Raw genomic sequence first — 23,551 nt, 5'->3', positions numbered from 1 at the left:
TCGCAGCCCTCTATTGTCGCACCGGTGGCCCAAAAAGCGATTTTTTGCGGTACGCAGCGACATGCGGCACCGGCCCACAGGCGGCGCGGGGCACATATTTACTACTCTTTTGATAGCTCAAAAAGCTTACCCATTGAGCGCAGAGGCCGATTTTTGCTTGTGAAAATCATTCCAGCACGGCCCGCAGCTGGCGCGTGGTGACCGCCAGCCGCCTCGCCCCGATCTGAGCGAGGTTATTCATCACCGTGAGCGCGGCCTCGGGGTATTGCCGGGCCCAGGCGTCGAAATGCGCGCGCGACAGCCGCACCAGGTGCGCAGGCCCGCGCTCGGCCCCGGCGCAGGCGCTGCGGGCCGCGCCATTGAGGAACGCCATCTCGCCAAAGGCCATACCGGGCCCCACGGTGGCCAGGCGCAAGCCCTTGTCCGGCGGCCACAGGGTCACCAGGGTGATGTGGCCCGACTTGACCACCAGCAGGTCGTGGTCTGTGTCGCCCGCACGGAAGACCACGCCGTGGGCGGGCACGTCCAGTGGCTCCAGCAGGGCCATGAGCGCGTCGGCGGCGGCACGGGGCACGCCTTCGCCGATTTCGCCCAGCAGGTCGCGCTCGGGGCGCGCCGGGCGCTGCTCGATGGGGCGCTGGGACAGGATGCCGGCCTCGGCCCATTCCAGTGCGCGGTCCAGGTCTGCAAAAGCGCGCACATGCTCGCCCGCGTGTTCGGCGGCCAGGGGGTCGAGCGCTGCCACGGCGGCGGCAATGCCCTGCTGGCCCAGGTCGCGCACCAGCGCGCGCAGCTGGGCCAGCGCCGTGCTGTCCCAGGCGGGCACACGGCCCGCGTCCAGAATCACCCAGCGGTGGCGCGGCTGCAGCAGCATGCGCACCTGCTCGGCCAGGTGGGCCGCCACGCCAAACGACATCACACCCTGCAGCTCGAACACGGCCACCTGGTTCATGCGGGGCGCGAGCCAGGTGTCCGAGCCCGCGCGGCGCAGGCGCCGCGAGCGCAGCTCGCCATCCAGCCGCACATGGCGCAGCACGGTGGCGGCCGAGTCGTGCAGCAGCACAAAGGTGGCCACCACCAGGCCCGCCACCAGCGCGCCCACACCGCCCATCACGGCAAACACAAGGGCCACCAGCCAGCTCTGTGCCCAGGTCACGCGCGAGCGGCGCGCATAACCCAGCGACCACATCAGCCCCGGCACCTGCATCAGCCCGGCCAGCACCAGCCCGCCCGCAAGGCAGGCCATGGGCACCCAGTGCAGCCACCACGGCCCCGTGAGGGCCACGCCCAGCATGATGGCGGCGTGCCAGCGCGGGGCATCGCGCGATGCGCCCGCCTGCGCCAGCACGATGCGCGAGCGCGACGCGCTGGTCGATGCCGGGATCATGCCCGCCAGGCCACACAGCGCGCCCAGCAGGCTTTCGCGGCGCAGGGCCTGGTTGGCGTCGCCGCGCAGGCCGTGGTCCAGCTCCAGTTCCTGGTTGAACACCAGGATTTCCAGGCTGTTGACCAGCGCCATCAAGAGCGCCAGCACCACCAGGGCCGCGCCCTGCTGCTGCGCCAGGGCCATCCAGGGGATGCCGGTCCAGTCGGGCAGCGGCGGCCAGGCAAATGCGCTGGGCTGCACAGCGGGCACAAACACGGCCCCCAGCCCGGCGCCCCAGAACCCCGCCAGGGCCACGGCCAGTGCCACCACGGCCACCGCCGTCAGCAACCCCGGCATGCGGGGCCAGCGACCGCGCAGCCACCAGGCCAGCCCCACCACAGCCCCGGCCGCCAGCGCATGCCAGCCCAGCAGGGCATCCCAGGGTGCGGCCGCCCCGGCGCCAAAGCCGTTGCGCACCTGGCCCAGCACCATCGACAGGCCCACGCCCGCCGCAAACCCGTGGGTGACCGAAATCGGCAAGAACCGCGCCACCGACGCCAGCCGCAGCACGCCCAGCAGCCACTGGAAGACAAACGCCAGGGCCACCGTGGCCCCGCTCACGGCCAGCACCTGCCGCGCGCTCAGCCCCAGCGCGGGTGCCGCGCCATGGGCCGTGGCCAGCACGGCCGCAAACAGCAGTGCCACCACCGTGGTGGGCGCATACACCACGCCCGCGCGGGGCGCCAGCAGGGTGAGCAGCAGGCCCGGCAGCGCGGCCGACCACAGGGCCAGCGCCGCCAACGAGTAGTCGCCCGCCAGGGGCGCAAACGCCAGCAGCCCCAGGCCCACGGCATGGGGCACGGTGACCGCCGCCGCAGACCACGCCGCCGCCGTGCCCGAGGGCTGCGTGGCGGGGTCAGGCGCCCGGTGGGACGGGGCCGCCAGGGGTGCTGCGGAGGACATGGGCCGTGGCCTTCAAAACCCGTGCGGGCTGCGGCGGCTTACAGGCTGCGCGCAGCGAAGGTGTCGCAGGCCTTCACACTGCCGTTCTGCAGGCCGTTGTGGAACCAGCGCTGGCGCTGGGCACTGGTGCCGTGGGTGAAGCTTTCGGGCACCACCGCACCGCCGCTGGAACGCTGCAGCGCGTCGTCGCCAATCTTGGCGGCCGCGTTCATGGCTTCCTCCACATCGCCTTGCTCCAGGATCTGGCGGGCGTTCTGCGCATGGTGGGCCCACACGCCCGCAAAACAGTCGGCCTGCAGCTCCAGCCGCACCGACAGTGCGTTGTATTCGGCCTTGCTCACGCGGCCGCGCATCTGGTCCACCTTGCCGCTGATGCCCAGCTGGTTCTGCACATGGTGGCCCACCTCGTGGGCAATCACATAGGCCTGGGCAAAGTCGCCCGGGGCGCCCAGGCGGTTTTTGAGGGTTTCATAGAAGCCCAGGTCGATATAGACCTTCTGGTCGGCCGGGCAGTAAAACGGGCCCATCGCCGCCTGGCCCGTGCCACAGGCCGTGGGCGTGGCGCCCCGGAACAGCACCAGGCGCGGCTCCTGGTAGCGGCCGCCTCCCTGGCGGAACACCTGGCCCCACACGTCCTCGGTGTCGGCCAGCACGGTGGACACGAAGCGCGCCATGGTGTCGTCTGCGGGCGGACGGTGCGCGGGCCCCGGCTGCTGCTGCACATGGGCCGGTGGCCCACCACCGCTGAGCAGCCCCAGAATTGTCAACGGATTGATGCCCAGCACCCATCCCCCCAGCAGTGCGATGACGATGGTGCCGATGCCAATGCTGCGTCCCCCGAACACCGGTGATCCGCCCCCGCCGCCGCCGCCACTGCGGCGGTCTTCCACGTTGTCGGATTCGCGATTGCCTTCCCATTTCATTCCGGTTCTCCTGCGCCCTCCTGCGGGTGGAAGGCCATGCCGGATATTACGCGCCGCACTGATCGCGGTGCAGCGAATTACGATGTGCACCTGCCGCACTGACCGCACCACGACCGCCCCTTTTCTGGTTGCCCCCCGCCATGATCAACGACACCCGCCACCTCACGCCCGCACCCGACCGGGTGATCCTGCTCACGGGCTTTGACCCGTTCGGCGGCGACCCGCTCAACCCCAGCTGGCTCATCGCCCAGGCGCTGCACGGCCAGCACGTTGGCGGCCACCGCGTGGTGGCCGCGCAGTTGCCCACAGTGTTCGGGCAGTCGCTGCAGCGGCTGGCGGCGCTGGTGCACGCGCACCAGCCTGCGCTGACGGTGTGCCTGGGCCTGGCGGGCGGGCGCAGCGCGCTGTCGCTGGAGCGCATCGGCATCAACATCAACGACGCCCGCATCCCCGACAACACCGGTGCCCAGCCCATCGACACCCCTGTGGCGACCGAGGGGCCCGCCGCCTACTTTGCCAGCCTGCCCATCAAGGCCATGCTGCGCGCCGTGCAACGCGCAGGCCTGCCCTGCGAGGTGTCGCAGACAGCAGGCACCTTCGTCTGCAACCATGTGCTTTATGGCCTGATGCACCTGCTGGCCCAGGGTGCGGGCCCGGCCGGGGCGCGGGGCGGCTTTGTGCATGTGCCCTGGCTCACCGGGCAGGGCGCCCCCCACCTGCCGCTGCGCGACATGGTGCGCGGCATCCACGCTGCGCTGTGGGCCGCTGTGCTGGCGCCCCAGGACATCACCTTGCAGGCCGGGGCCACGCACTGAGAGCGGCTAACAAACCCCTTCTGGCGTCGTTGCCGCGTCTTGTCGTACTACTCGTACTGCCTGCGACGCGGCGCCTAGCCAGAACCGCTGCGCTGGGTTTTGTTATCCGCTCTAAGCCAGTCTGTGGGGCAAGCCCGGGAATGCCCTGAGAAACGGGGGATTGCCCCCGCCAAACAGCCCGGAAACGCTGGCCGCTGTGTACAGTCAAGCCATGTCTTTTGCACCCTCCACCCTGGCCGCAGGCACGCTGGATGCCGCCGCCACCGCACAGCGCCTGCCCTGGTCCGCGCTGGCCGACGAAATCGCCCAGCTGCTGCACGACAGCACCGTCTCGGTGCCCGCCCGCAGCGTGCTGCCGCTGGCCCAGGGCGGCAGCCTGTTCCTGATGCCCGCCACCGACCGCAGCGTGGCCATGACCAAGCTCATCACCTTCACGCCCGCCAACGCGGGCACCGGACGCCCCTCGATCCAGGGCGACGTGGTGGTGTTCGACATCGCCACCGGCGCACGCCAGCTGGTGCTGGACGGCCCCACGGTCACGGCCCGGCGCACGGCTGCGGTCTCTCTGCTGGCGGCGCGGCACCTGGCGCCGGCGCCGCAAGGCCCCTTGCTCATCGTGGGCGCCGGGGTGCAGGGCCTGGCGCATGCCGAGGCATTTGTGCTCGGGCTGGGCGTGCAGGAGGTCTGGATCAGTTCACGCAGCGCCGCCAGCGCCGAAGCCCTGGCCACACAGGTGCGTGCACTGGGCGCCCAGGTGCGGGTGGTGGCCGATGCCGACGCGGCCCTGGCCCACTGCCCCCTGGTGGCCGCCTGCACCACGGCCAGCAGCCTGGTGCTGCACGCCACACCCCGGGCCGATGCGTTCATCACCGCCGTGGGTGCCTTCACCCCCGCCATGGCCGAGCTGGCGCCCGCGCTGTGCCAGCATGTGGCAGAGCACGGCCGCATCGTGGTGGACACGGCCGACGCCAGCCACGAGGCGGGCGATCTGCTGCAAGCCGGGCTGGACGTGGCCGCGCTGCCCGTGCTGCGGGACGTGGTCTGCGGCCCGTGGACGCCCCGCGCCCCCGCCGGGCCGGTGTTGTTCAAGAGCTGTGGCTGGGCCGGCTGGGACCTGGCCGCCGCGCGCCTGGCCCTGCGCCAGGGCGCCGCACAGCCCCCCTCCTCCACCTGACTGGCCCGCCCATGGCCTGGCTCGCACGCTTTTCCGACCACAGCCTGCGCATGCAGATTGCGCTGGTGTTCGGCACGCTGGTCATCGCACTGGCCGTGCTGCTGTCGCTGGGTTTTGGCGAGCTGCTCAAGCACCGCATTCAACGTGACGCAGGGGAGACCCTCCAGGCCGTGGCCGAAAACGCAGGCAAGCTGCTGGCCGCCGGGCTGATGCAGCGCAGCCTGGAGGCCGAGGTGCTGGCCAGCGCCGCCATGATCTGGTCCGAGGGGCTGGATTCGCCCGAAGCCCAGCACATGCTGGCCCGCAGCCAGGCCATGCAACCCAACAACCTCTGGATCGGTGTGGCCGACGCGCAAGGGGTGGTGCGCAACGCCACGGGCGGCCTGCTGCTGGGGCACAGCGTGGCGCAGCGCCCCTGGTTCCAGCGCGGCCTGCAAGAGGTGCACGTGGGCGACGTGCACCCCGCCCAGCTGCTGGAGAGCCTGTTGCCCCCCACGGCATCTGGCGAGCCCCACCGGTTTGTGGACTTCGCCGCCCCCATCCGCATCGGCCCTACCACCGTGGGCGTGCTGGGCATCCACGGCAGCTGGGAATGGTCGCGCGAGGTGCTCGAAGGCCTCACGCCCGCCACGTCGGTCGAAGACGCGGTGGAGCTGTTCATCTTTGACCGCCAGGGCCAGATGATCCTGGCGCCCCGGCGGCACGGCACCATGCTGCAAGCCGCTGGCCAGCGCCTGCCCGAGGGCACCTACATCAACAACAACCGCGATGGTGGAAATCTGCAAACCGCCGTGGTGCCCTGGCTCGACGGCAAGCGCTACCTCACGGCCGCCACGCAGCTGCAACCCCGCAATGCCGCCAGCGACCTGGGCTGGCGCATCGTGGCGCGCCAGCCGGTCGAGCTGGCGTTTGCCGAGGCCGACCACACCGTGCGCATGGCCCTGGCCATTGGCCTCACGGCGGCCCTGCTGGCCTCGGCGCTGGCCTGGATGGCCGCACGCCGCCTGAGCGAAGACCTGTATGCGCTGGCCGCAGCCGCCAGCGCGGTGGAGGCGGGCCAGCCCGGCAGCAACATCCCGGCCGTGCACAGCAACCGTGAGGTGCACCAGCTTTCGCAGGCGCTGGGCCGGATGACGCACCGGCTGCTGGCTGCCCGCGAGGCCATGGAAGAAAAAGTGCGCCTGCGCACCCTGGAGCTGGAGGCCGCCAACCGCGCCCTCGACCTGCAGGCGCGCACCGACGCCCTCACCGGGCTGCTGAACCGGCGCGGTTTTGAGACGCAGATGGCGTTTGCCATGGCGCTGGCCCGGCGCAGCACCCGGCCGTTGAGCGTGATCGCCGTGGACGTGGACCATTTCAAGCGCGTGAACGACACCTACGGCCACGAGGCCGGGGACGAGGTTCTGCGCCGGCTGGCGCGCACGCTCGAAACCCGGCTGCGTGGCTCGGACGTGATCGCCCGGCTGGGAGGGGAGGAGTTTGTGGCGCTGCTGCCCGACACCGACCTGGAAGGCGCGCGTGCGATTGCCCAGACCCTGGTCACCGCCATGGCCCAACAGCAGGACCCGGTGGTGGGCACCATCACCGTGAGCGCTGGCGTGGCCAGCATGCGGGGTGCCGACGACACCGGCGCCGCCATCCTGCGGCGCAGCGACATCGCGCTCTACGAAGCCAAGGGCCAGGGCCGCAACCGGGTGTGTGTGGAGGCCTGAGGGCCTGGAAAAGCGCTGGGTGCAGCAGTGCAGACGGCGCGTTGGCTATCTGGACGATGGTGTCTCGAAATAGGCCTGCAGCTGGGCGGCCAGGTGGTGCAGTTCCCCATCTGCAGCACCGCGCGCCAGCGCCAGCTGCTCCAGCGCATAGGGGCGGTGGCCCAGCATCATGGACATGTTCACGCAGTGGCCGCTGGCCGCCATCTTCAGCACAAACGCATTGAGCAGCTCGCAAGGCCAGTAGGTGGCCGGTGGGCCCCCGGCAGCCAGCCCCGGGGGCGCCTCGGCCTGGGTAGTAGGCGCAGAAGGTGCAGCAAAGGTCAGCATGGCAAGGCTCCATCCAGCCGCCAGACCACGCGGCGGCATGGGTTCATGCTAAAAAAACTGCCGGGGCCTGCCATTCAGCCAAGCGGCTGAGGCCACGTAGGACGAAAGCCCGGGGGACACACCGTGCACCCTGCCGAATCAGGCCTTGGGCAGCGTCACGCCCACCTGGCCCTGGTACTTGCCGCCCCGGTCACGGTAGCTGACCTCGCAGACGTCGTCCTTGTCGCTCTCGAAGAACAGCACCTGGGCACAGCCCTCGCCCGCATAGATGCGCGCGGGCAGGGGCGTGGTGTTGCTGAACTCCAGTGTCACATAACCTTCCCATTCGGGCTCAAACGGGGTCACGTTGACGATGATGCCGCAGCGTGCGTAGGTGCTTTTGCCCAGGCAGATGGTGAGCACGTTGCGCGGGATGCGGAAGTATTCGACCGTACGCGCCAGTGCAAAGCTGTTGGGCGGGATGATGCAGCTCTCGCCTTCGAAATCCACAAAACTCTTCTCGTCGAAGTTCTTCGGGTCCACCACGGTGCTGTGGATGTTGGTGAACACCTTGAATTCGGGCGCACAGCGGATGTCGTAGCCGTAGCTGCTGGTGCCGTAGCTGATGATCCTGCGGCCTTCGACCTCGCGCACCTGGCCGGGCTCGAAGGGCTCGATCATGCCGTGCTCGGCCGCCATGCGGCGGATCCATTTGTCGCTCTTGATGCTCATAGCAGAACTCCCTGCGCAGTGGCCTGGCTGCTTTTCATGAAAACCGCCGGGCGCTATTAAATGTGTAGCTGACAGCGCTTGATGATCAGGCGCGGGAGCCGTATTTTGCTTGAGAAATCACGGTTTGCTCCACCACCCGGTCGTCGCCGAGCACGATCAGCGCAAAGAGCAGCTCTTCCAGGTTGCGCGCCTGCTGTGTCTTGCGCGCCAGCAGCGGCGTGGCCGCCGGGTTGAGCACCACAAAATCGGCCTCGCAGCCGGGCTGCAGGTTGCCCACCACGCCCTCCAGGCCCAGCGCCCGGGCGGCGCCCGCCGTGTGCTGCCACCATAACTGCTGGGGCGACAGGCTCAGGCCCTGCTTGGTCTGGCCCTCTCGCCCCACGTAGTAGGCCGCCAGCATGGTGTGGAAAGGGCTGAAGCTGGTGCCGCCGCCCACGTCGCTGGCCAGGCCGTAGCCAAAACCCACGCGGTCGGCCCCAGCGTAGTCAAAAAAACCGCTGCCCAGGAACAGGTTGCTGGTAGGGCTGACGGCCGCCGTGGCGCCGGTGTCGCGCATCAGCGCCCGGTCGTCGTCGTCAAAGTGGATGCAGTGGGCGTACACCGCCCGCTCGCGCATCAGGCCGAAGTCGTCGTACACGCCCAGGTAGCTGCGCGAGGCCGGGAACAGCTCGCGCGCCCAACGGATTTCATGAAGGTTCTCGGCCACATGCGACTGGATCCACACATCGGGATAACGCGCAGCCAGCTCGCCCGCGCCGCGCAGCTGCTCGGGGGTGCTGGTGGGCGCAAAACGCGGGGTGATGGCATAGCCCAGGCGGTCCACGCCGTGCCAGCGCTGGATCAGCGCCTCGGTGTCGATCAGGCTCTGCTCGGTGTTGTCACGCACGCCGTCGGGCGAGTGGCGGTCCTGCAGCACCTTGCCGGTGATCAGGCGCATCTGCTGGCGCTGCGCCTCGGCAAACAGGGCATCGGCCGACGCGGGGTGCGAGGTCGAAAACGCCAGTGCCGTGGTCACGCCGTTGCGCAGCAGCTCGGCCACAAAAAATTCGGCCACCTGCTGGCTGTAGCCCGGGTCCACAAACCGCGACTCGTGGGGGAAGGTGTAGTTCTCCAGCCAGGGCAGCAGGCCGTCGGCAGGCGAGCCGATCACATCGGTCTGCGGGAAATGGATGTGCATGTCCACAAACCCCGGCGCCAGGATGCGCCCCGGCAGGTGCACCACGGGCTCGCCCGCAAATTGCGGCGCCAGGGCCTGCCAGGCACCCGCCGCCAGCACACGCTGGCGTCCCTGGGCGTCGGGGCCCACGGCCAGCAGGCCATCTTCGTCATACAGGGCGCGGCCATCGTCGGCAAAGCGCAAAAGGGCAGATCGGTATACAGGCATGGGGGCGAGCTTAGCGGCAGGGGGCGCCGCTTGTATACGGCGCGCCCCATAGTGGCTATGGGGTTGGCGGCAAACGCGTGGTGCTGATGGCCACTTAGAGCGGCGAACAAAACTCAGCGAAGCGGTTCTGGCTAGGCGCTGCGTCGCAGGCAGTACGAGTAGTACGACAAGACGCTGCAACGACGCCAGAAGAGTTTTGTTAGCCGCTCCTAGCGCGCCAGCTTGCCCACCACGCCCTCCACCAGCCAGTTCATTTGCAGGATCTGCGCGTCCGCCAGCGCCTGGCCGGGGGCAATGCGCTCCTGACCTTCGTTGTCGCGCACCGGCGCCTTGCCTGCGCGGAAAGGCTGGAGCTGGCCCGCTCCCACAGCTTTCTGCGCCTTGAGCACCTCCTGCTGCACGGCGGCAGGCACCTTGGTGCCGAAATCGCCGACGCGGATCATGCCCTCGCGCACGCCGCCCCAGACATTGGCGCTTTTCCAGCTGCCGTTTTGCACGGCACGCACGCGCTCGGTGTAGTAGGCGCCCCACTGGTGCGTCACGGCCACGATTTGGGCGTCCGGCCCGGTCTTGCGCATGTCCGAGTGGTAGGCCACCGCCATCTTGCCGCGCTCCTGCGCGGCCGCCATCACGGCGGTGGAGCCGGTGTGGAACGCGATCACATCCACGTCCTGGTTGAACAGTGCCATGGCGGCGTCGCGCTCCTTGGGCGGATCGAACCACACGTTGAGCCACACCACCTTGACGGTGGCCTGGGGGTTGGCCGAGCGCATGCCCAGGGTGAAGGCATTGATGCCCTGCAGCACCTCGGGGATGGGGAACCCGGCCACAAACCCGGCCACGCCGGTCTTGCTCATGCGGCCTGCCGCAATGCCTGCGAGGTAGCGGCCTTCGTAGTAGCGCGCGTTGGCCGTGGCCACGTTGGCGGCCTGCTTGTAGCCGGTGATGGACTCGAACTTCACGTTGGGGAAGTCCTGCGCCACCTTGAGCGTGGGCTCCATGTAGCCAAAGCTGGGCGTGAAGATGATCTGGTGGCCGGTGGCAGCCAGGTCGCGGATCACACGCTCGGCATCAGCACCCTCGGCCACGTTCTCGACAAAGGTGGTTTTCACCTGCGGGCCGAGCGCTGCCTCGACGGCTATGCGGCCTTCTTCGTGTTGGCGCGTCCAGCCTGCCTCGGTGATGGGCGAAACATAGACAAAACCGGCCTTGACGGGCTCGGCGGCGCTGCCTTTTGTGGGTACGGTCGCGGGTGCGGTCTGGGAAAAAACGGGGGAGAAAAAACAGGCGGCCACGAGTGTGGCTGCGAGGTTTTTGTACATGGTGGTCCTCTACATGGTCCCGAAACAGAAAAAACAAAAGGCTGCCGGGACAGCAGCCTTTGCGGCGTATTTTAAGTGAGGGGCACTACCATGCCTTTTGCCACCGTTCGGAGACCCGCCCCATGCCCATGTTTGTTGACACCTCGCCACCCGGCCAATGCATCTTCTGCCGCCTGGTGGCGGGCGAGATCCCGGCCGCCACGGTGTACGAAGACCGCCTGACCATCGCCTTCATGGACATCGGCCAGGTCAACCCGGGCCATGTGCTCGTGGCCACCAAGCGCCACGCAGCCACCTTGTTCGACATCACGCCCGAAGAAGCGGCCGCCGTCATGCAGACCGCACAGCGTGTGGCGCAGGCCGTGCGCCGGGCGTTCGACCCACCGGGGCTCACCCTGCTGCAAGCCAATGGGCGCGAGGGCGACCAGACGGTGTTCCACTTCCACCTGCACGTGGTGCCGCGCCACGCGCAGGACGGCATTGCGCTGACCTGGCCCCGCAAGGAGCCGGGGCCCGCCGTGCTGCAAGCCTATGCAGACCGGGTGCGCACCGCGCTGAAAGGCGCCTGAAAATCAATAGTCGTGCTCCACACACCGCTCAAAGGTTTCCTTGAGCTTGTGTTCCCACACCCGCTTGTCGGCATTGCCCGCAAAACTCGCCTCGAAGCTGTTGAACGCCAGCTGGTAGGCATGTTTGGCCGTGAGGCCCGTGGCCGCAAACACCTGGGTGAAGTTTTCGTTGATGTAGCCACCAAAGTAGGCCGGGTCGTCGGAGTTGACCGTGGCGGCCAGCCCCGCATCAAGCAGCTGGCCCAGGTTGTGGTCGGCCAGGTTGGGAAACACGCACAGCTTCTGGTTGGACAGCGGGCACACCGTGAGTGCAATGCGCTCCTGCGCCAGGCGCTGCATCAGTGCGGCGTCGTGCACGGCCTGCACACCATGGTCGATGCGCTCGACCTTGAGCACATCGAGCGCGCTCCAGATGTAGGCGGGGGGCCCCTCCTCGCCCGCATGGGCGACCAGGTGCAGGCCCAGCTCACGGCAGCGGGCAAACACACGGGCAAACTTCTCGGGCGGGTGGCCCAATTCGCTGGAATCGAGCCCCACGCCCACGATCTTGTCGATGAGCGGCATGGCCTGCTCCAGCGTTTCAAACGCAGACTCCTCGCTCAGGTGGCGCAGGAAACACAGGATCAGCGTGGCGCTGATGCCCAGCTCGGTGCGTGCGTCTTCGCAGGCCCGGTGCAGGCCGTTGATCACGGTCTCCATGGCCACGCCGCGTGCGGTGTGGGTCTGCGGGTCAAAAAAGAGTTCAGCATGCAGCACGTTGTCGCGCGCCGCGCGGCCCAGGTAGGCGCGCGCCATGTCATAAAAATCCTGCTCATGAATCAGCACGCTGGCGCCCGCGTAGTAGATGTCGAGAAAACTCTGCAGGTTGGTGAACGCATAGGCGCTGCGCAGGGCCTCCACGCTGGCATAAGGCAGCGTCATTTCATTGCGCTGCGCCAGGGCAAAGATCAGCTCGGGCTCCAGCGAACCTTCGATGTGGATGTGCAGCTCGGCCTTGGGCATGGCACGCAGCAGCCCGGGCAGGCGCTCGGCGGAGATGGGGGGGATCTTGAACATCAGCAGACTCCAAAGGTGATGCCGCTCTGGCGCAAGAAGCGGCGGTAGGCAGATGATGCCTTGTCGGCGGCGGTATGCAACTCCGCGCGCAAGTCCAGTGGCAGGCACTGTGGCATTTGCGACTCCAGCACGGGCTGGTCCTGCGTGAAGATAGTGTGCTGGAAGGCCTGCAGCTTCTCGTGGGGCGAATCGAAATCCGCCACCGCCAGCCGGAACCACACCCGGCTGCGCACCGGCGTCATGGGGCAGATGAACAGCGCGATGGACTCGCGCCAGCCGTCCACCGCCGTGGTGCCCGCCTCGGGCACCTTGGTCAGCACGGCCGCGTAGGGGGCCGTGACTTCGTAGGTGTATTCGACCTGGGCGGCTGCGGTGGAATGCAGGTTGGACTGGGGTTGCCAGGCCTTGCAGCCCGTGGCCAGCATGCCGGTGGGCGTGGGTTCCACGCGGTAGTCGTCGATGGCGGTGGCTTCGCGGCTTCCCAGCCAGCCTTCATGCACAAAACCAAAGTGCGCCATGTCGAGAAAGTTCTCGATGATGCGCGGCGCGCTCGCTGCCACGTCGTAGGGGCCGCAGTTGAGCTTGCGCAGGCGTGCGTCGTGCTCGGCGGCAAATGGGGGCAACGCTGCACTGCCTGGCGCAATGCGCACCCACACCAGGCCATAGGCCTCACAGGCCTCGTGGTGCCGGGCGCAGTGCGTGGCGGGCGGCACAAACGTGGGCAGTGCGGGCACATGCATGCACTGGCCCGAGCCCTCGAACTGCCAGCCATGGTAGGGGCACTCCAGCCGCCCCTGCACCGTGACCCGGCCCAACGACAAGCGCGCACCCCGGTGCGGACACCGATCAGCCAAGGCCTGCACCCCACCCAGGCCATCACGCCACAGCACCAGCGGCTGATCCAGCAACTGCACGGCCAATGGGCTGTTCCCCACATCACCCGCCAGTGCCACGGGGTGCCACAACGTCGATTCAACCATCGTCCCTGCTCCAAAATGCACTGAACCAATGAAAAAGGGCCACCCAGGAAGGTAGCCCTTTTGAACGGGCAGCCCCAAGAGGCCGCCCGGTGACGGGTGAGAAGTGCTTACTTCTTCTCGCCGCCAGGGATCTTGCCTTCCACGCCCTTGACGTAGAAGTTCACGCCGCCCAGGAACTTGTCATCGGCCACGGCGTCCTTGGCCAGCACTTCCTTGCCGTCCTGGCCCACGATCGGACCCTTCCAGATCACGAAGCTGCCGTCGGCCAGGCCCTTCTTGATGGACTCGACCTTGGCCTTGGTGTCGGCAGGCACGTCTTCGGCGATGGAGACGATGTCGATCGCGCCTTCCTTCACACCCCACCAGCTTTGGCCCGAAGCCCACTGGCCTTCCAGTGCGTCCTTGGTGGCCTTGATGTAGTACGGGCCCCAGTTAATGATGGCCGATGCCAGGTGGGCCTTGGGGCCGTAGGCGGTCATGTCCGAATCCCAGCCGAAGGCGCGCTTGCCCTTCTCCTGCGCCGTCTTCAGCACGGCGGGCGAGTCGGTGTTCTGGAACAGCACGTCGGCACCGCCGTTGATCAGGCTGGTGGCGGCTTCGGTTTCCTTCGGTGGGCTGAACCATTCGTTCACCCAGACCACCTTGGTCTTGATCTTGGGGTTGACCGACTGCGCACCCAGCGTGAAGCTGTTGATGTTGCGGATCACTTCAGGGATTGGCACCGAGCCGACCACGCCCAGCGTGTTGGACTTGGTCATGGCACCGGCGATCACGCCCGCCATGTACGCACCTTCGTAGGTGCGGCTGTCGTAGGTGCGCATGTTCTCGGCGGTCTTGTAGCCGGTGGCATGCTCGAACTTGATGCCCTTGTTGTCTTCAGCGACCTTGAGCATGGATTCCATGTAGCCAAAGGTGGTGCCGAAGATCAGCTTGTTGCCCTGACCAGCCAGGTCGCGCAGCACGCGCTCGGCGTCGGCAGACTCGGGCACGCTTTCCACAAAGCTCGTCACGACCTTGTCGCCGAATTCCTTCTCGATGGCCTTGCGACCGTTGTCGTGCGCAAACGACCAGCCGCCGTCGCCCACCGGGCCGACATAGGCAAACGCGATCTTCAGTGGCTCGGGCTTGGGGGCCGGTGCTTCTGCAACGGGTGCCGGTGCAGGCGCGGGGGCCGGTGCCGGTTCTTCCTTCTTGCCACAGCCCACGAGGGCAGCAGCGGCCACGGCGGAGAGCGCTGCCACCTTGAGCATGGAGCGTTTCTGCAGATCAGTCATGTCGGTTTCCTTATCGAAGAAGTAAGACTTGCAAAGGTTGAGGGACGAAAACGGTGATTATGGTGCGATCTACCGCAGGGTAACCAGATTTTCACGCGGACAACCCCTTTCAGGAGCCCGGATAAAACGGCTTGCCCAGCGATGCCGGCATGTTGATGCGGATCCATGTCGGGTTGCGCGATATCAGCGCCAGCACCACGATGGTGGCCACATACGGCAACATGCTCAGCAACTGGCTGGCCACCTGCACGCCCGTGGCCTGCAAATGGAACTGCAGCATGGTCACGCCACCAAACAGATAAGCCCCAAGCAACACCCGTGCCGGGCGCCAGGTGGCAAAGGTGGTGAGCGCCAGCGCGATCCAGCCGCGCCCGGCCACCATGCCCTCGACCCACAGCGGGGTGTAGACGGTGGAGATGTAAGCCCCCGCCAGCCCGCACAGGGCGCCGCCCACCACCACGGCCAGCAGCCGGATGCGGCGCACCGGGTAACCCAGCGCGTGGGCCGACTCGGGCGATTCGCCCACCGACCGCAGCACCAGCCCGGCGCGCGAGCGGTACAGGAACCAGATCAGCCCCGCCACCAGCAGCATGGTGAGGTACACCAGCGGGTGCTGCTGGAACAGCGCCGGGCCCAGCAGCGGCACATCGCCCAGCACAGGAATCGCGTACTTGGGCAGCTCGGGCAGCTTGGCCTGCACATAGCTGATGCCCGCAAAGGCCGAGAAGCCCACGCCGAACAGGCTGAGCGCCAACCCCGTGGCGTACTGGTTGGTGTTGAGCCAGATCACCAGCACACCAAAGATGGCGGCCAGCACGGCACCTGCGGCCATGCCTGCGGCAAAGCCCAGCCAGGTGTTGCCCGTGTGCACCACAGTGGCAAAGCCCGCAATGGCGGCGCAGAGCATCATGCCCTCGGCGCCCAAGTTGACGATGCCGGCCTTCTCGTTGATGAGCAGGCCCAGGGCCGCGATGGCCAGCACGGTGCCCGCGCTGAGCGTGGCGCCGATGAGGAGTGCGTAGGATTCCATATCAAGCCTCCCGCCGGGCCGCCCCAAGGGAGGCTTGCACCCCCACGGGGGGCAACGAATACACGAAGTGATGAGTGTGGGGGCTCATGTCTTTACCACCTTCTTTGCGCCCACCCAGCGGATGCGGTAGGCAATCAATGTGTCACAGGCCAGCAGCGTGAACAGCAGCAAGCCCTGGAACACGCCGGTCAGCGACTTGGGCAGGCCCAGGCGCGACTGCGCGAGTTCACCGCCGATGTAGAACATGCTCATGAGGATGGCCGAGAGGATCATGCCCACCGGGTGCAGCCGCCCCACAAAGGCCACGATGATGGCCGCAAAGCCGTAGCCCGCAGGCACATAGGGCGTGAGCTGGCCGATGGGCCCTGCCACCTCCAGCGCGCCCGCCAGGCCCGCCGCACCACCCGAAATGAGCAGCGCTGTCCACAGCGCGCGGCGCGACGAAAAGCCCGCATAGCGTGCCGCCGCCGGTGCCAGGCCGCCCACCTGCTGGGCAAAACCTGCACGGGTGCGGAACAAAAACACCCACAGCGCAGCCGCCCCGGCCAGGGCCAGCAGCAGGCCGATGGACATGCGCGAGCCCTGCATCAGGCGCGGGATCTGCGTGACCTTCTCGAAGGTCTTGGTCTGCGGGAAGTTGTAGCCCATGGGGTCCTTCCACGGACCATAGACCAGGTAGCCCAGCACCAGCGTGGCCACATAGACCAGCATCAGGCTGACCAGGATTTCGTTGGCGTTGAACTTGTCACGCAACAGCGCCGTGAGCCCCGCCCAGGCCATGCCGCCCAGCACCCCGGCGAGCAGGATGGCGGGCACGATCCAGGGGCCGGTGGTCTTGTCGGCCAGCAGCGCCACGCCACCGGCCACCACGGCGCCAATGACAAACTGCCCCTCGGCACCGATGTTCCACACGTTGGAGCGGAAGCACACGGCCAGCCCCAGCGCAATCAGCAGCAGCGGCGTGGCCTTGACCATGAGTTCGCCAATGGCGTACTGCGTCTTGACGGGCTCCCAGAAGAACACCTGCAGCCCGCGCACCGGGTCTTTGCCCAGTGCGATGAACAGGACCACACCAATCAGCACCGTGAAGGCCAGCGCCAGTAGCGGAGAGCCATAGGTCCAGAGTTTCGACGCCTGAGGGCGCGGTTCCAGCTTAAGCATGCTGCACCTCCCCGGCCCGATTCTGTTGTTGTTGCTGCTGCGCCAGGTGGGCCTGCACGTCGGCGTGCCACAGCCCGCTCATCCATTCACCGATGCGCTCCACCGTGGCCTCGGCGCGCTGCACCGACGGCGACAGGCGCCCCTTCGCCACCACATGCAGCCGGTCGCAGATTTCAAACAATTCGTCCAGCTCCTCACTCACCACCAGCACGGCGCAGCCCGCATCGCGCAGCGCCAGGATGGAGCCGCGAATCTGCGCGGCCGCCCCCACGTCCACACCCCAGGTGGGTTGCGAGACGATGAGCAGCTTCGGGTTGGCGTCGATCTCGCGCCCCACGATGAACTTCTGCAGGTTGCCGCCCGACAGCGACTTGGCCGCCGAATGCGGGCCACCCGCCTTCACATTGAAGCGCTGGATGATGTCCTCGGCATGCTTTTGCAGCGCTCCCACCTTGATCCAGCCGCTGCCGCCAACTGCGTTCTTGCGCGTGAGCAGCAGGTTGTGCGCCAGGCCCATGGTGGGCACGGCGCCCCGGCCCAGGCGCTCCTCGGGCACAAAGTGCAGGCCCAACGCGCGGCGCTGGCCCGGGCCCATGCGGCCCGCGTTCTGGCCCGTCACCTGGATGCTCGCAGGCTCCGCGCGCTGGTCTTCGCCCGACAGCGCGTAGAGCAGTTCTTTTTGCCCATTGCCCGACACCCCGGCAATGCCCACCACCTCGCCCGCCTTCACCTCGAACTGCAGGTCGATCAAATCCACACCGAACTGGTCGGCACGCGGCAGCGACAGGCCCTTGACGCGCAGCACGGTGGCGCCGGTCTGCACGGCGCGGTGTTCCAGCGCAGGCGGCTCGGCACCGATCATCAGGCGCGACAGGGACGCATTGGTCTCTTCGGACGGGTTGCACACGCCCGTGACTTTGCCGCCGCGCAGCACGGTACAGGCGGTGCACAGCGCGCGAATCTCATGCAGCTTGTGGCTGATGTAGAGGATGCTGCAGCCCTCGCTGGCGAGCTTGCGCAACACCACAAACAGCTTTTCGACCGCCTGGGGCGTGAGCACCGAGGTGGGCTCGTCCAGGATCAGCACCTTGGGGTTGGTGAGCAGCGCGCGGATGATTTCCACGCGCTGCATCTCGCCCACGCTCAGGGTGTGCACGGGGCGCAGCGGATCGATGTCGAGGCCATATTCGGCCGCCTTGGCGCTGATGCGCTGCGTGACTTCGGCCAGCGTCAGGCTCTTGTCCAGGCCCAGCCACACGTTCTCGGCAACGGTGAGCGTGTCGAACAGGCTGAAGTGCTGGAACACCATGGCGATGCCCAGGGCGCGCGCCTCTTGCGGGTTGCGCACCTGCACAGCCTGGCCGTTGAAGAACACGCTGCCTTCATCGGGCTTGACCGAGCCGTAGATGATCTTCATCAGCGTGGACTTGCCCGCGCCGTTTTCGCCCAGCACCGCATGAATTTCACCCGGCAGCACGGTGAGCGAGACACCGCTGTTGGCCACCACGGCCGGGTAGCGCTTGGTGATGCCCACAAGCTGCAGCCGGGGCGGCGGCGACGCCCCCGGGGCGGAGGGAATAGGAGGTGAGCTCATGCGGGGATTGTCTCTCAGTTTTACAACTTGTTATAGGAACGAAAACACCTTCTTGCGCTTGTTCAGCATACCCAAGCAGCTATTCTTTTCGTAGCGAAGACGCGACAGCCTTCACACATTCGCGCAGCCACACGGCGGCCGCCGAATGGTGCGTGCGCGCATGCCACAGCTGGTAGTACATGAGCCGGGGAAACGGCACCGGGCAGGGCAGGATGGCCAGCGGCAGCTGGTCCACATACCGCTCGCAGTACTGGCGGCCGGTGGTCAGCACAAGCAAGCTCGATGCCACTATGCTGGGGATGAGGCTGAAATGCGCGCAGCGCGCCGTGATGTGGCGCTGCATGCCCAGGCTGTCCAGGTGGGCGTCGATCACGCCCCGCGCGCCAGGGTGGGTGGGCGTGGGGGCGATGTGCTCGGCGGCCAGCCAGCTCTCCACGTCCCAGCCGCGCCGCACGGCGGGGTGGTCCTTGCCGACCAGGCACACCACCTCGTCACCAAACAGGCGGCCCATGTGCAGGTCGTCCGGCGGCTGCGGCCAGTTGCCGATCACCACGTCCACATCGCCCTGGGCCAGGTGCGCGTGGTAGTGTGCGTCGGCCGACAAGGGCAGGATCTCGATGGGGCACAAAGGGGCTTCGACCTTGATGCGAGCCACGAGCTGGGGCAGGAACAGCGGGTCGAGGTAGTCGCTGGCCGCCACGCGGAAGGTGCGGGTGGCCGTGCGCGGGTCAAACCCGCGTGCATCCGAAAACAGTGCCTCGGCCGCACGCAGGATGGCCCCGGCGGGCTCCACCATGCGCAGCGCGGCGTCGGTGGGCATCATGCTGGCGCCGGAGCGCACCAGCAGCGGGTCGCCCGACAGGTCGCGCAGCCTTTTGAGCGCAGCCGACACCGCCGGCTGGTGCATGCCCAGGCGGACGGCGGCCCTCGATACGCTGCGTTCTGTGAGCACGGTGTGCAAGACCCTTATGAGATGGAGGTCTATCTTGTCGAAAAGGGCGTGGTCTCTCATAGCAGTGCGTGCATTGATGTCATAAGCTTGTACTTATGCTGAAGGCCTCAGGGCGCCCTACCCTCTGATGAATTGAAGAATTGATAGCAATCGAAGAAGCGGCATCCGTCATGACCACCCGACCCTTGCAATTCCTGCGCCGAGGCCAGCCCGTGGCGCTGGGCAATGTACCACCCGACCGCACCCTGCTGGAGGTGCTGCGCGAAGACCTGGGCAACACCGGCACCAAGGAGGGCTGCGGCGAAGGCGACTGCGGCGCCTGCACCGTGGTGCTGGGCGAAGAACGCGGCGGCCAGCTGCACTACAGCGCCGTGAACAGCTGCATCCGCCTGGCCCATTCGGTGAATGGCATGGCGCTGTGGACGGTGGAAGACCTGGCCGAAGACCCGCTGATCCAGCCGGTGGGTGAGGCCCCCGCTGCCCCACAAACGATCACGCTCCATCCTGCGCAGGAAGCGATGGTGCAGTGCCACGGCTCCCAGTGCGGCTTCTGCACACCGGGCTTCGTCATGAGCCTGTTTGGCATGTACCAGAACCACGTTTGCCACGGTGAGCCCATCACCCGCGAGCTGGCGCAGGAAGAACTCTCGGGCAACCTGTGCCGCTGCACCGGCTACCGCCCCATCCTCGACGCCGCCCAGCAGATGGCATCGCTGCCCGGCATGGCAGTCAATGAAGCCGAAGTGCTACAAAAACTGAAGCTTCTGGCACAAGACCAGAGCGCGCAAGCAGCCAATTTTTCTTATATCGCCCCCACCAGCCAGGCCGCCCTGCTGGCCGCACGCGCCGCCCACCCCGCTGCGCAGATCGTGGCGGGCTGTACCGACGTGGGGCTGTGGGTGACCAAGCAGCACAAGCAATACACGCAGGTGATCGACGTGACCCGCGCAGCCGAGCTGCGCGAGGTGGCGCAGCACGCCGAGGCCATCCACATCGGCGCGGCCGTGAGCCTGACCGACGCATTTGCAGCCCTCACCGCACAGTGGCCGCAACTGCACCGCTTTGCCACGCGGTTTGCGGGGCTGCCCGTGCGCAACTCCGGCACGCTGGGCGGCAACGTGGCCAACGGCTCGCCCATTGGCGACTCCATGCCGCTCCTGATCGCGCTGCGCGCCCAGGTGGTGCTGGCCAGCCAGGCCCGGGGCGAGCGCCAGCTGCCGCTGGAAGACCTGTACACCGGCTACCGGCAGAACGTGATGGCTGCGGATGAGTTGCTGGTGCGCATCGTGGTGCCCCGCCCCACCCCGCAAGAACAGCTCCGGGCATACAAGATTTCAAAGCGCTTTGACGACGACATCTCTGCCGTCTGCTTGGTGCTGAACCTCGACATCGTGGACGGCACCGTGCAGCGCGCCAGCATCGGCGCGGGCGGCGTGGCCGCCACCCCGGCCCGTGCGCGGCAGACAGAGGCTGCGCTGGTCGGCCAGCCCTGGACCGAGGCCACTGCACAGCGCGCCGCCGCCGTGCTGCAGGCCGAGTTCAGCCCCATCTCGGACATGCGCGCCAGTGGCGCCTACCGCCGCCAGGTGCTGGGCAGCCTGCTGCAACGCTACTGGCTGGAGAGCCAGGGCCACCCCTCGGTGAGCCTGGACACCTTGACGCTGGAGGCCACGGTATGAACGCCCCCGAACACATCCCCACCCAGGCCCTGCCCTCGCCCACGCGGGCCGCCATGGGCCACTCGCACATCCACGAAAGCGCCCGCGCCCAGGTGGCAGGCGCCGCCCACTACATCGACGACCTGCCCGAGGTGAAGGGCACGCTGTATGCGGCACCCATCCTCTCCACGGTGGCGCATGGCCGCCTGAACGGGGTGGATGCCACCGCCGCCCTCGCGCTGCCCGGCGTGCGTGGCGTAGTGCTGGCCAGCGATGTGCCCGGCGACAAGATCCTGGCCGCCTTTGCGCACGACGAACCGGTGTTTGCCATCGATAGCGTGCAGTTTGTGGGCCAGGTCATCGGCCTGGTGGTGGCCGACTCGGTCATGCAGGCACGCCGTGCGGTGCGCGCCGTCAAGCTCGACATCACCCCCCTGCCTGCCGTGCTGACGGTGCAGGACGCTTTGAAGGCGCAAAGTTATGTGCTGCCGCCGGTGTTTGTGCGCCGGGGCGATGCGGCCACGGGCCTGGCGCAATCTCCCCACCGCCTGAGCGGCGCGTTCGAGGTGGGCGGGCAGGAGCATTTCTACCTCGAAGGCCAGATCGCCTACGCCATGCCGCTGGAGCAAAAACAGTGGTGGGTCTACTCCAGCACCCAGCACCCGGGCGAGGTGCAGCATTGGGTCTCGCACGCCTTGGGCATCGACAACCATGCGGTGCGCGTGGAATGCCGCCGCATGGGTGGCGGCTTTGGCGGCAAGGAAACCCAGGCCGGCCACCTCGCTGTGTGGGCCGCTGTGGCGGCCAACAAGTTCGGCCGCCCCATCAAGCTGCGGCTGGACCGGGACGAGGACTTCTTGGTCACCGGCAAGCGCCACCCGTTTGCATACGAGTACGACGTGGGCTTTGACAACTCCGGCCGCATCACGGGCCTGAAGCTGCACATGGCGGCCAACTGCGGCTTCAGCGCTGACCTGTCGGGCCCCGTGGCCGACCGCGCCGTGTTCCACAGCGACAACGCCTATTACCTGAGCGATGTCGAAATCGCCTCGTACCGCTGCAAGACCCACACGCAGAGCCACACCGCGTTCCGCGGTTTTGGCGGCCCGCAAGGCGTGATCGTGATCGAGGCCATCCTGGGCGACATCGCGCGCACGCTGGGTTTGGACGCACAGGACGTGCGCCTGGCCAACCTGTATGGCAAGGACGCCAGCAGCGGCCGCAACGTCACCCACTACCAGATGGCGGTGGAAGACAACATCCTGCACGAGCTGCTGCCCACGCTGGAGCAAACCTCGGGCTACCGCCAGCGCCAGGCCGAAATTGCAGCCTGGAACGCGCACAACCCGGTCATCAAGCGCGGCATCGCCATCACGCCCGTCAAGTTCGGCATCAGCTTCACGGCCACATTGTTCAACCAGGCGGGCGCGCTGGTGCATGTGTACACCGACGGCAGCGTGCAGGTGAACCACGGCGGCACCGAAATGGGCCAGGGCCTGCACACCAAAGTGGCGCAGATCGTGGCCGACGAGCTGGGCGTGCCCCTCGCCCGCGTGCTGGTCACGGCCAGCGACACCAGCAAGGTGCCCAACGCCAGCGCCACGGCGGCCAGCAGCGGCACCGACCTGAACGGCCGCGCCGCCCAGTACGCCGCGCGCAACGTGCGCGACAACCTGGCCTCGTTCGTGTGCGGCCTGGACGGCTGCGGCGCAGGTGCTATCCGGTTCGCGGGTGGCCAGGTGATCTCGCCCAAGGCCGTGCGCAGCTTCGACGCCGTGGTCAAGGAGGCGTACGCCAACCGCATCCAGCTGTGGAGCGATGGCTTTTATCGCACGCCCAAGATCCACTACGACAAGGCCACGCTCACGGGCCGGCCGTTTTATTACTTCAGCTACGGCGCCGCCTGCACCGAGGTGGCCATCGACACCCTGACGGGCGAGAGCCGCGTGCTGAAGGTGGACATCCTGCACGACGTGGGCCACAGCATCAACCCGGCCATCGACATCGGCCAGATCGAGGGCGGCTTTGTGCAGGGCATGGGCTGGCTCACGACCGAGCAGTTGGTGTGGAACGACAAGGGCTACCTAGCCACCCACGCGCCCAGCACGTACAAGATCCCGGCCACGGGGGACATCCCGGCGCACTTCAAGGTGGACTTGTGGCCCGAAGCGAACCGGGAGGACAACGTGGGCGGCAGCAAGGCGGTGGGCGAGCCGCCGTTCATGCTGGCGATCAGTGTGTACGAGGCGCTGCGCAATGCGGTGGCGGCTGGGCGCAGTGGCGTGGATGCTACGGCGCCGGTGGTGTTGACGGCGCCGGCGACTGCGGAGAATGTGTTGAGGGCGTTGGGGCGGGTGGGGGATTGAGGTTTTTGGCCTCTACCGCCTGCTGATTGTGTCTTTGAAGCTATTATTTTTATAGCGTCTCAATTTCCACTCACCGTTCGGATTGAGTGGATCGAAACCAGTTCAACGCCTCCCATCCGTTCGGGCTGAGCTTCTGTCGAAGCCTGGGCGCTACCCAGGAGCCGTTCGGGCTGAGCTTGTCGAAGCCTTGGCGTGCTGGTTTGAAAGGCGTGCC

19 protein-coding genes are annotated in these 23,551 nt (G+C 67.4%); 6 read left to right on the top strand and 13 right to left on the bottom strand.

What is annotated here, in order from left to right:
- Nucleotides 1-166: 166 nt before the first annotated feature.
- On the bottom strand, nucleotides 167-2,329 hold the full coding sequence (locus tag A1D30_RS20160; protein ID WP_063462513.1) for a SulP family inorganic anion transporter: 2,163 nt from the start codon (nucleotides 2,327-2,329) through the stop codon (nucleotides 167-169).
- Nucleotides 2,330-2,367: 38 nt separating this feature from the next.
- Complete coding sequence (locus A1D30_RS20155; RefSeq protein WP_063462512.1) at nucleotides 2,368-3,252, bottom strand: neutral zinc metallopeptidase; 885 nt, start codon at nucleotides 3,250-3,252, stop codon at nucleotides 2,368-2,370.
- A gap of 140 nt (nucleotides 3,253-3,392) precedes the next feature.
- Between A1D30_RS20155 and pcp the strand changes: the two genes are divergently transcribed.
- The 3 genes from pcp (at nucleotide 3,393) to A1D30_RS20140 (ending at nucleotide 6,953) form a co-directional block, all read left to right on the top strand.
- The gene (pcp, locus tag A1D30_RS20150; RefSeq protein ID WP_063462511.1) at nucleotides 3,393-4,067 is read left to right on the top strand and encodes a pyroglutamyl-peptidase I; all 675 of its coding nucleotides are present in this window, start codon (nucleotides 3,393-3,395) and stop codon (nucleotides 4,065-4,067) included.
- Between the two features lie 211 nt (nucleotides 4,068-4,278).
- Nucleotides 4,279-5,241 (top strand): delta(1)-pyrroline-2-carboxylate reductase family protein, encoded by a 963-nt coding sequence (locus A1D30_RS20145; RefSeq protein WP_063462510.1) that lies wholly within the window; start codon nucleotides 4,279-4,281, stop codon nucleotides 5,239-5,241.
- Nucleotides 5,242-5,252: 11 nt separating this feature from the next.
- A complete protein-coding gene (locus A1D30_RS20140; RefSeq protein ID WP_063462509.1) occupies nucleotides 5,253-6,953 on the top strand; it encodes a sensor domain-containing diguanylate cyclase in 1,701 nt (566 codons plus the stop codon).
- Nucleotides 6,954-6,998: 45 nt separating this feature from the next.
- Here A1D30_RS20140 and A1D30_RS20135 read toward each other — a convergent pair whose 3' ends face one another.
- The 4 genes from A1D30_RS20135 to A1D30_RS20120 form a co-directional block, all read right to left on the bottom strand.
- Entirely contained in the window at nucleotides 6,999-7,280 is a 282-nt protein-coding gene (locus A1D30_RS20135; RefSeq protein ID WP_063462508.1) for a hypothetical protein, read from the bottom strand.
- 138 nt (nucleotides 7,281-7,418) lie between these two features.
- Entirely contained in the window at nucleotides 7,419-7,991 is a 573-nt protein-coding gene (dcd, locus tag A1D30_RS20130) for a dCTP deaminase (RefSeq protein WP_063462507.1), read from the bottom strand.
- Nucleotides 7,992-8,076: 85 nt separating this feature from the next.
- A complete protein-coding gene (gene guaD / locus A1D30_RS20125; protein WP_063462506.1) occupies nucleotides 8,077-9,375 on the bottom strand; it encodes a guanine deaminase in 1,299 nt (432 codons plus the stop codon).
- Nucleotides 9,376-9,584: 209 nt separating this feature from the next.
- Nucleotides 9,585-10,697 carry a BMP family ABC transporter substrate-binding protein gene (locus tag A1D30_RS20120; RefSeq protein ID WP_063462505.1) on the bottom strand — a complete coding sequence of 371 codons (1,113 nt, stop codon included), beginning with the start codon at nucleotides 10,695-10,697 and terminating at the stop codon, nucleotides 9,585-9,587.
- A 122-nt stretch (nucleotides 10,698-10,819) separates the two neighbouring features.
- On the opposite strand from A1D30_RS20120, the gene A1D30_RS20115 reads away from it, so the two are divergent.
- Nucleotides 10,820-11,266 carry an HIT family protein gene (locus tag A1D30_RS20115; RefSeq protein ID WP_063462504.1) on the top strand — a complete coding sequence of 149 codons (447 nt, stop codon included), beginning with the start codon at nucleotides 10,820-10,822 and terminating at the stop codon, nucleotides 11,264-11,266.
- A 3-nt stretch (nucleotides 11,267-11,269) separates the two neighbouring features.
- Here the strand turns inward: A1D30_RS20115 and A1D30_RS20110 are convergent, their stop codons facing one another.
- The 7 genes from A1D30_RS20110 to A1D30_RS20080 all read right to left on the bottom strand — a co-directional run bounded on the left by A1D30_RS20110 (nucleotide 11,270) and on the right by A1D30_RS20080 (nucleotide 19,373).
- Nucleotides 11,270-12,322, bottom strand: coding sequence for an adenosine deaminase (locus A1D30_RS20110; protein ID WP_063462503.1), 1,053 nt, complete (start codon nucleotides 12,320-12,322; stop codon nucleotides 11,270-11,272).
- Nucleotides 12,322-13,302, bottom strand: a complete 981-nt coding sequence (locus A1D30_RS20105; protein ID WP_063462502.1) for an aromatic ring-hydroxylating dioxygenase subunit alpha — start codon at nucleotides 13,300-13,302, stop codon at nucleotides 12,322-12,324. Before A1D30_RS20105 ends, A1D30_RS20110 begins: the two co-directional genes overlap by 1 nt.
- Nucleotides 13,303-13,409: 107 nt before the next feature.
- Nucleotides 13,410-14,576, bottom strand: a complete 1,167-nt coding sequence (locus A1D30_RS20100) for a BMP family ABC transporter substrate-binding protein (protein ID WP_063462501.1) — start codon at nucleotides 14,574-14,576, stop codon at nucleotides 13,410-13,412.
- Between the two features lie 109 nt (nucleotides 14,577-14,685).
- Nucleotides 14,686-15,606: an ABC transporter permease gene (locus A1D30_RS20095; protein ID WP_063462500.1), complete on the bottom strand. Its 921-nt coding sequence runs from the start codon at nucleotides 15,604-15,606 to the stop codon at nucleotides 14,686-14,688.
- An 84-nt stretch (nucleotides 15,607-15,690) separates the two neighbouring features.
- A complete protein-coding gene (locus A1D30_RS20090) occupies nucleotides 15,691-16,767 on the bottom strand; it encodes an ABC transporter permease (RefSeq protein WP_063462499.1) in 1,077 nt (358 codons plus the stop codon).
- On the bottom strand, nucleotides 16,760-18,361 hold the full coding sequence (locus tag A1D30_RS20085) for an ABC transporter ATP-binding protein (RefSeq protein WP_063462498.1): 1,602 nt from the start codon (nucleotides 18,359-18,361) through the stop codon (nucleotides 16,760-16,762). The genes A1D30_RS20090 and A1D30_RS20085 overlap by 8 nt, the downstream gene beginning before the upstream one ends.
- A 79-nt stretch (nucleotides 18,362-18,440) precedes the next feature.
- Nucleotides 18,441-19,373 carry a LysR family transcriptional regulator gene (locus A1D30_RS20080; RefSeq protein ID WP_082836548.1) on the bottom strand — a complete coding sequence of 311 codons (933 nt, stop codon included), beginning with the start codon at nucleotides 19,371-19,373 and terminating at the stop codon, nucleotides 18,441-18,443.
- A 110-nt stretch (nucleotides 19,374-19,483) separates the two neighbouring features.
- Here A1D30_RS20080 and xdhA point away from each other — a divergent pair, with 110 nt between their 5' ends.
- Both xdhA and xdhB read left to right on the top strand, forming a co-directional pair.
- Complete coding sequence (xdhA, locus tag A1D30_RS20075; RefSeq protein ID WP_063462497.1) at nucleotides 19,484-20,992, top strand: xanthine dehydrogenase small subunit; 1,509 nt, start codon at nucleotides 19,484-19,486, stop codon at nucleotides 20,990-20,992.
- Nucleotides 20,989-23,337 (top strand): xanthine dehydrogenase molybdopterin binding subunit, encoded by a 2,349-nt coding sequence (xdhB, locus tag A1D30_RS20070; RefSeq protein WP_063462496.1) that lies wholly within the window; start codon nucleotides 20,989-20,991, stop codon nucleotides 23,335-23,337. The genes xdhA and xdhB overlap by 4 nt, the downstream gene beginning before the upstream one ends.
- Nucleotides 23,338-23,551: the final 214 nt, after the last annotated feature.

It is taken from the genome of Acidovorax sp. GW101-3H11 (assembly GCF_001633105.1).
GTDB lineage: Bacteria > Pseudomonadota > Gammaproteobacteria > Burkholderiales > Burkholderiaceae_C > Acidovorax.
This window is presented reverse-complemented; position numbering and strand designations above follow the sequence as displayed.

What these genes read in the sequence shown, in the direction of transcription:
- A1D30_RS20160 (WP_063462513.1), bottom strand. Translation starts at nt 2,329, where the DNA reads ATGTCCTCCGCAGCACCCCTGGCGGCCCCGTCCCACCGGGCGCCTGAC.
- A1D30_RS20155 (WP_063462512.1), bottom strand. Translation starts at nt 3,252, where the DNA reads ATGAAATGGGAAGGCAATCGCGAATCCGACAACGTGGAAGACCGCCGC.
- pcp (WP_063462511.1), top strand. Translation starts at nt 3,393, where the DNA reads ATGATCAACGACACCCGCCACCTCACGCCCGCACCCGACCGGGTGATC.
- A1D30_RS20145 (WP_063462510.1), top strand. Translation starts at nt 4,279, where the DNA reads ATGTCTTTTGCACCCTCCACCCTGGCCGCAGGCACGCTGGATGCCGCC.
- A1D30_RS20140 (WP_063462509.1), top strand. Translation starts at nt 5,253, where the DNA reads ATGGCCTGGCTCGCACGCTTTTCCGACCACAGCCTGCGCATGCAGATT.
- A1D30_RS20135 (WP_063462508.1), bottom strand. Translation starts at nt 7,280, where the DNA reads ATGCTGACCTTTGCTGCACCTTCTGCGCCTACTACCCAGGCCGAGGCG.
- dcd (WP_063462507.1), bottom strand. Translation starts at nt 7,991, where the DNA reads ATGAGCATCAAGAGCGACAAATGGATCCGCCGCATGGCGGCCGAGCAC.
- guaD (WP_063462506.1), bottom strand. Translation starts at nt 9,375, where the DNA reads ATGCCTGTATACCGATCTGCCCTTTTGCGCTTTGCCGACGATGGCCGC.
- A1D30_RS20120 (WP_063462505.1), bottom strand. Translation starts at nt 10,697, where the DNA reads ATGTACAAAAACCTCGCAGCCACACTCGTGGCCGCCTGTTTTTTCTCC.
- A1D30_RS20115 (WP_063462504.1), top strand. Translation starts at nt 10,820, where the DNA reads ATGCCCATGTTTGTTGACACCTCGCCACCCGGCCAATGCATCTTCTGC.
- A1D30_RS20110 (WP_063462503.1), bottom strand. Translation starts at nt 12,322, where the DNA reads ATGTTCAAGATCCCCCCCATCTCCGCCGAGCGCCTGCCCGGGCTGCTG.
- A1D30_RS20105 (WP_063462502.1), bottom strand. Translation starts at nt 13,302, where the DNA reads ATGGTTGAATCGACGTTGTGGCACCCCGTGGCACTGGCGGGTGATGTG.
- A1D30_RS20100 (WP_063462501.1), bottom strand. Translation starts at nt 14,576, where the DNA reads ATGACTGATCTGCAGAAACGCTCCATGCTCAAGGTGGCAGCGCTCTCC.
- A1D30_RS20095 (WP_063462500.1), bottom strand. Translation starts at nt 15,606, where the DNA reads ATGGAATCCTACGCACTCCTCATCGGCGCCACGCTCAGCGCGGGCACC.
- A1D30_RS20090 (WP_063462499.1), bottom strand. Translation starts at nt 16,767, where the DNA reads ATGCTTAAGCTGGAACCGCGCCCTCAGGCGTCGAAACTCTGGACCTAT.
- A1D30_RS20085 (WP_063462498.1), bottom strand. Translation starts at nt 18,361, where the DNA reads ATGAGCTCACCTCCTATTCCCTCCGCCCCGGGGGCGTCGCCGCCGCCC.
- A1D30_RS20080 (WP_082836548.1), bottom strand. Translation starts at nt 19,373, where the DNA reads ATGAGAGACCACGCCCTTTTCGACAAGATAGACCTCCATCTCATAAGG.
- xdhA (WP_063462497.1), top strand. Translation starts at nt 19,484, where the DNA reads ATGACCACCCGACCCTTGCAATTCCTGCGCCGAGGCCAGCCCGTGGCG.
- xdhB (WP_063462496.1), top strand. Translation starts at nt 20,989, where the DNA reads ATGAACGCCCCCGAACACATCCCCACCCAGGCCCTGCCCTCGCCCACG.